At 78.5% G+C, this 6095-nt stretch carries 7 protein-coding genes; 5 read left to right on the top strand and 2 right to left on the bottom strand.

Going from position 1 to position 6095, the window contains the following annotated elements; genetic code table 11:
* The 3 genes from MHY85_RS19670 to MHY85_RS19660 form a co-directional block, all read left to right on the top strand.
* On the top strand, positions 1-899 hold an 899-nt coding region (locus tag MHY85_RS19670), incomplete at its 5' end, for an ABC transporter permease (protein WP_239199838.1).
* Positions 896-1705: an ABC transporter ATP-binding protein gene (locus MHY85_RS19665; protein WP_239199835.1), complete on the top strand. Its 810-nt coding sequence runs from the start codon at positions 896-898 to the stop codon at positions 1703-1705. The genes MHY85_RS19670 and MHY85_RS19665, both read left to right, overlap by 4 nt.
* Positions 1698-2483, top strand: coding sequence for an ABC transporter ATP-binding protein (locus tag MHY85_RS19660; RefSeq protein ID WP_239199832.1), 786 nt, complete (start codon positions 1698-1700; stop codon positions 2481-2483). The genes MHY85_RS19665 and MHY85_RS19660 overlap by 8 nt, the downstream gene beginning before the upstream one ends.
* A gap of 161 nt (positions 2484-2644) precedes the next feature.
* Here the strand turns inward: MHY85_RS19660 and MHY85_RS19655 are convergent, their stop codons facing one another.
* On the bottom strand, positions 2645-3322 hold the full coding sequence (locus tag MHY85_RS19655; protein ID WP_239199830.1) for a cation transporter: 678 nt from the start codon (positions 3320-3322) through the stop codon (positions 2645-2647).
* Positions 3319-3648: a helix-turn-helix transcriptional regulator gene (locus MHY85_RS19650; protein ID WP_239199828.1), complete on the bottom strand. Its 330-nt coding sequence runs from the start codon at positions 3646-3648 to the stop codon at positions 3319-3321. Before MHY85_RS19650 ends, MHY85_RS19655 begins: the two co-directional genes overlap by 4 nt.
* Positions 3649-3732: 84 nt before the next feature.
* On the opposite strand from MHY85_RS19650, the gene MHY85_RS19645 reads away from it, so the two are divergent.
* Both MHY85_RS19645 and MHY85_RS19640 read left to right on the top strand, forming a co-directional pair.
* Positions 3733-4956, top strand: coding sequence for a trans-acting enoyl reductase family protein (locus tag MHY85_RS19645; protein WP_239199826.1), 1224 nt, complete (start codon positions 3733-3735; stop codon positions 4954-4956).
* A gap of 102 nt (positions 4957-5058) precedes the next feature.
* On the top strand, positions 5059-6075 hold the full coding sequence (locus MHY85_RS19640; RefSeq protein WP_239199824.1) for an ABC transporter ATP-binding protein: 1017 nt from the start codon (positions 5059-5061) through the stop codon (positions 6073-6075).
* The last annotated feature ends 20 nt before the right edge of the window (positions 6076-6095 follow it).

The following is a 6095-nucleotide window of genomic DNA, read 5'->3' as shown; positions in this document are numbered from 1 at the left end:
CCGCGCCCCCCGTGCCCCCGGCCTCCCGGGTGCCCGGCGCCGGTTCTCTCGCCGCCCGGCTGGCCCGGCTCGTCGGCCGCGACCGGCTCGCCGCCGCCTCCGCCGTCGTCCTCGTCGTGATCGTCCTGCTCGCCGTGCTGGCGCCGTGGGTCGCGCCGTTCCCCGGCGACGGCACCACCGCGACGCACCCCGCCGACCGGCTGCTCGCGCCCGGCGCGGAGCACTGGTTCGGCACCGACCAGGTCGGCCGCGACGTGCTCAGCCGCGTGCTCTACGGCGCGCGCACGTCGCTCGGCATCGCCGTCGCCGTGCTCGCGATCTCGGCAGTCGTCGGCGTGACGCTCGGCGTCGTCGCGGGCTTCGCCGGCGGCTGGCTCCGGGACGTGATCATGCGGGTCACGGACGTGTTCCTCGCGTTCCCCGCGCTGCTGCTGTCGCTCGCACTGGCGGCGATCCTGCGCCCGAGCGTCGAGACGACGATCATCGCCATCGCCGCCACGTGGTGGCCCTGGTACGCCCGGCTGTCCGCCTCGGTCGCGCAGTCCGTGCGCACCCGGCCGTACGTCGACGCGGCGCGCTGCCTCGGCGTGAGCCCCGCGCGGATCGTGTGGCGGCACGTGCTGCCGAACTCGCTGACGCCCGTGCTGGTGCAGCTCTCCCTCGACGCCGGCGGCGTCATCCTGACCGCGGCGTCCCTGTCCTACCTGGGCCTGGGCGCCACCGAGCCGACCAGCGAGTGGGGCCTGATGGTGCAGTCCGGGCAGTCGCTGTTCACGACCCACTGGTGGGTGTCCGCGTTCCCGGGCCTCGCGATCCTCGTGACCGCCTTCTGCTTCAACATGCTGGGCGAGGGGCTGCGGGACCTGCTGGACCCGCGGGCCGCGGGGGGCCGGTCGTGACCGCGGCCCCGCTGGTGTCCGTCCGCGACCTCGAGGTCCGGTACGGCGACCGGGTCGTGTCCGCCGTGCCGACCCTCGACGTCCGCCCCGGCCAGTGCGTCGCCGTCGTCGGCGAGTCCGGCTCGGGCAAGTCGACGCTCCTGCTCGCCGTGCTGGGCCTGCTGAACGGGACCCCCGCGCGGGTGTCCGGGTCCGTGGTCGTCGGCGGCACCGAGATGGTGGGCGTGTCCGAGCGCACCGCCGGGCGCGTGCGCGGCTCGGCGGTGTCGCTGGTGCTGCAGAGCCCGCAGGGGTCGCTGAACCCGACGATGCGGCTGGGCCGCCTGGCGCGGCACGCGCTGCGCCGGCACGGGGTGCGCGGGGCCGAGGCGCAGCGCCGGGTCGCCGCGGCGCTGGAGGCCGTGCGGCTGCCCGCCGACGTCGTCGACCGGTACCCGCACGAGGTGTCCGGCGGCCAGGCGCAGCGGTTCGCGATCGCGACCGCCGTGGCCCTGGGCGCGCCGGTGATCGCGGCCGACGAGCCGACCAGCGCCCTCGACGTCACCGTGCAGGCCGAGGTCATGGCCGTGCTGGACCGGCTGCGGCGCGAGCAGGGCACCGCGGTGCTGCTCGTGTCCCACGACCTCGCGCTGGTGTCGACCGTCGCCGACCACGTCGTCGTGATGCAGGACGGCGCCGTGGTGGACGCGGGCGACGTGGACCACGTGCTGCACCGGTCGACGGTGCCGTACACGCGGGCGCTGCTGGACGCGGTGCCGCGGCTGGGGCACGGGCGTGCCGCCGAGGAGGAGGTCACCGGTGCCTGAGGCCCCGATCATCGAGCTGTCCGGCGCCGACCTGGCGTACGGGAGGCGGACCGTCGTGCACGGCCTCGACCTCGCCGTGGCGGAGGGCGCGTCCGTCGCGCTCATCGGCGAGTCGGGCTCCGGCAAGTCGACGGCGGCCCGCGCCGCGCTCGGCCTGCTCCGCCCGGTCGGCGGCGAGGTCCGGTACCGCGGCACCGCGCTCGACCGCCTCGACGCCGCCGGCCGCCGCGCCTACCGCGCCGCGGTGCAGCCGGTGTTCCAGGACGGGCCGGAGACCCTCGACCCGCGCCAGCGGGTGGGGTCGGCGGTGGCCGAGGGGCTGGGGGTGCCGCGCGCGCAGCGGGCGCGCGCCGTCGCCGGGCTGCTGGCGGACGTCGGGCTGGACCCCGCCCTGGCCGACCGCCGCCCGCACGAGCTGTCCGGCGGCCAGCGGCAGCGCGTCGGCATCGCCCGTGCGCTGGCGGCCGAGCCGCGGCTGCTGGTGCTCGACGAGCCGACGTCCGCCCTCGACGTCACCGTGCAGGCGCGCATTCTCGACCTGCTGGAGCGGCTGCGGGCGGAGCGCGGCCTCGCGATGCTGCTCATCACGCACAACCTCGCCGTCGTCGACCGGCTGTGCGACGACGCCGTGGTGCTCGAGGCCGGGCGGGTCGTCGAGCGCGGCCCCGCCCGGCGGGTGCTGGACGCGCCCGCGCACCCGTACACCGCGCGGCTGCGCGCCGCGGTGCCCGAGCTGGGCGGCGCGCTCCCGGGCACGGCCCCGGCGCTGGGCGCCTGACTGGCCGGCTCCCCCTGACCCCCGCCGCGGTCGCGGCCCCGACCCCTGCGCGGGACGGCGGCCGCGGCGGGTCTGTCCTCGGCCGAGGTCGAGCGTCTCCCGTCCGCTGACCGGTAGAACCCCTCGACCTCGACGGAAGCCCTCGACCTCGGCGGAGCCGGTCAGCAGCAGTCGTCGTGCGCGGCCCGGGCGTCGCCGCCGACCAGGTCCGCCAGGGGCGTGCCGCAGGCGTCGCCGCGCCAGGCCTCGACGCCCTCGCGCACCGCGAAGCCCGCGATCACCAGCGCCGCCACCGGGTCCGCCCACCACCAGCCGAGCGCGCCGTTGAGCAGCAGCCCGACGAGCAGCACCGCCGACAGGTACGAGCAGATCAGCGTCTGCTTCGAGTCGGCGACCGCGGACGCGGAGCCGAGCTCGCGGCCGGTGCGCCGCTCGATCCAGGACAGCCCCGGCATCACGGCCAGGCTGACGGCGGCGAGCACGACCCCGGCCGTCGAGTGGTCCGGCTCCCCCGCGCCGAGCAGCGCCCGGGCGGCGTCGACGGTCACGAACACCGCGAGCCCGAGGAAGGACACGGCGATCGCGCGCATGGCGACCCGCTCGCGGGTCTCGGGGTCGGGCGCGGCGAACTGCCAGGCGACCGCCGCCGCGGACAGCACCTCGACCACCGAGTCGAGCCCGAACGCGATCAGCGCGGCGGACGACGCCGCCCGCCCGGCGGCGATCGCGACCACCGCCTCGACGACGTTGTACGCGATCGTCGCCGCGACGACGAGGCGGATGCGCCGCTGGAGCACCGCGCGGCGGGCAGGACCGAGGGACGGGGCGGCGGCGGTCATGCGCAGGCGCAGTCGGGGCCGCAGCAGTCCGGGTCGACGGCGACGACCAGCGCGAGCAGGTCGCCCAGCGCCGGCGCGAGGTGCCCGTCCGCGAGCCGGTACCAGACGCGCCGGCCGTCGGGGATCGCCTCGACCAGCCCGCAGCCGCGCAGGCAGGCGAGCTGGTTCGACATCACCTGCCGGGAGACGCCGAGCGCGTCGGCGAGGTCGGAGGGGTAGGCCGGTGCCTCGCGGAGCGCGAGCAGGATCCGCGCCCGCGTCTCGTCCGACAGCGCGTGGCCCAGCCGCGCGAGCGCGGCCGTGTGCGTGAGCGTCACCGTCTCCATGGCGCACGACAGTACAGCGCAGCGTGTACTCCCGGAACCCCTCCGCCGCGCGCCCGGGACCGGCCCGTGCCTACGGTGCGGCGCATGGCCGACCGCGAGCACGACCTGGTCCTGCTGGGCGCGACGAGCTTCGTCGGCGCGCTCACCGCCGAGCACCTGGCCCGCGCCGCACCCCCCGGCACGCGCGTCGCGCTGGCCGGCCGGGACCGCGGGCGGCTGGCCGCGGTGCGCCGGCGGCTGCCCGCACCGGCGGCGGACTGGCCGCTCGTCGTCGTGGACGCGACGGACCCGGCCGGGCTGCGGCGCGTCGCCGGCTCGACCGCCGCGCTCGCGACCACCGTCGGCCCGTACGCCCGTCGCGGCCTGCCGGTGGTCGAGGCGTGCGCGGCGACGGGCACGCACTACGCCGACCTCAGCGGCGAGCTCACGTTCGTGCGCGCGGCGGTCGACGCGGCCGACCGGCCCGCCCGCGCCTCGGGCGCCCGGCTGGTGCACGCCTGCGGGTACGACTCCGTGCCGTCCGACCTGGGCGTGCACCTGCTGCACCGCGCCGCCGTGGCCGACGGGGACGACTCCGGGCTGACCGCGGTGCAGGCGCTCGTCGCGGCACGCGGCGGCGTGTCCGGCGGCACGGTGTCGTCCCTGCTCGGCGAGGTCGAGGCGGTGCGGTCGGACCCAGGGGCGCGGCGCCTGCACGCGGACCCGCACGCCCTGTCCCCCGACCCGGCGGCGGAGCCCGGCACCGCGCAGCCGCGGCTGATGACGCCGCCCCACCGGGTGTCCGGGCGGTGGGCGGCGCCGTCGGTGATGGCGCCGTTCGACGCGCACGTGGTGCGCCGGTCCAACGCGCTGACCGGGTGGGCGTACGGCCGGGGGCTGCGGTACGCGGAGCACCTGGACGCCGGGCGCGGGGCGACCGGGCTGCTGCGCGCCGCCGCCCTGACCGGCGCCACGGCGCTCGGCGCCGCCGCGCTCGCCCTGCCCCCGACGCGCCGGCTCGTCGAGCGGGCGCTCCCGGCCGCGGGCGACGGCCCGGACGCCGCGACGCGGGAGGCGGGCTGGTTCCGGCACCGGTTCCTCGCCTCGACGGCCGCGGGCGGCCGGTACGCGGCCCGGGTCGCCGCGTCCGGGGACCCGGGGTACGCGGCGACGGCGGTGATGCTGGGCGAGGCCGCGCTGGCGCTGGCGCTCGACGGCGCGGCCCTCCCGGACCGCGCCGGCTCGCTGACCCCGGCGACCGCCCTCGGCGACGCGCTGGTCACCCGGCTGCACGCGCAGGGCTTCCGGCTCGACGCGGTGGCGGTGTGACGCCGCCGACCGGCGACCGCCGCGCGCAGATGACATCCGTCATACCGGACCGGTGACGGGCGGCCGGGGACCGGGGCCGCGGCCCGCGCCACGCTGGTCGGCATGGACACCACCGCACCCCTGGCCGCGCCGGGCGCCGTCGCGGCCCCGGCCGGCCCGCTCGCCATCGACCTGCGCGGCCTGCGCAAGGCCTTCGGCCCGGTCCAGGCCGTCGACGGCATCGACCTGGCGGTCCGCCCCGGCGAGGTCGTCGCGTTCCTCGGGCCGAACGGCGCCGGCAAGACGACCACGATCGACATGCTGCTCGGCCTGGCGCGGCCCGACGCCGGCACCGTGCAGGTGCACGGCCTCGACCCCGACCGCGCGATCGCCGAGGGCCGGGTCGCCGCGGTGCTGCAGACCGGCGGGCTGCTGAAGGACCTGACCGTCCGGGAGACGGTGCGGGTCACGGCGTCGTTCTTCCGCGCCACCCGGTCGACCGCCGAGGTGCTGCGCCGCGCGGGCATCGAGGACATCGCCGACCGGCCCGTCGGCAAGTGCTCCGGCGGGCAGCAGCAGCGGCTGCGGTTCGCGCTCGCGCTGCTGCCCGACCCGGACGTCCTGGTGCTCGACGAGCCGACGACCGGCATGGACGTCGAGGGCCGGCGCGCGTTCTGGGACGCGCTGCGCGCCGACGCCGACCGCGGGCGCACCATCCTGTTCGCGACGCACTACCTGGACGAGGCGGACGCGTACGCGGACCGGGTCGTCCTGGTCAGCCACGGCCGGGTGGTCGCGGACGGGTCCGCGGCCCAGGTGAAGAACCTCGCCGCCGGCCGGCTGGTGTCGGCCGCGCTGCCCGGCGCCGACGACGCCGAGGTCGCGGCCCTGCGCGCGCTGCCCGGGGTGCGCTCGGTCGAGCGCCGCGGGGACCGGCTCCTCGTCCGCACCACCGACTCCGACGGGGTCGCCCGGCACCTGCTGACCGCGACCGCCGCGTCCGACGTCGAGATCACCGCCCGCGGGCTGGAGGACGCGTTCCTCGCGCTCACCGGGGACGGCGCCGCCGACGACGCGACCGCCGACGCCGACGACGCCCCCGCCGACCGCCCCACCGAGACCGCCCGGAGCCTCGCATGACCGCCGCAGCCGCCCGCACC

It is taken from the genome of Cellulomonas sp. ACRRI, from assembly GCF_022346185.1.
GTDB lineage: Bacteria > Actinomycetota > Actinomycetes > Actinomycetales > Cellulomonadaceae > Cellulomonas.
Note: the sequence above shows the minus strand (reverse complement) of the source record. Positions and strands in the feature narration are given on the sequence as shown.

Bases quoted from the DNA above. Each gene is read 5' to 3' on its own strand.
- MHY85_RS19655 (WP_239199830.1), bottom strand. From the start codon at position 3,322: ATGACCGCCGCCGCCCCGTCCCTCGGTCCTGCCCGCCGCGCGGTGCTC.
- MHY85_RS19650 (WP_239199828.1), bottom strand. From the start codon at position 3,648: ATGGAGACGGTGACGCTCACGCACACGGCCGCGCTCGCGCGGCTGGGC.
- MHY85_RS19645 (WP_239199826.1), top strand. From the start codon at position 3,733: ATGGCCGACCGCGAGCACGACCTGGTCCTGCTGGGCGCGACGAGCTTC.
- MHY85_RS19640 (WP_239199824.1), top strand. From the start codon at position 5,059: ATGGACACCACCGCACCCCTGGCCGCGCCGGGCGCCGTCGCGGCCCCG.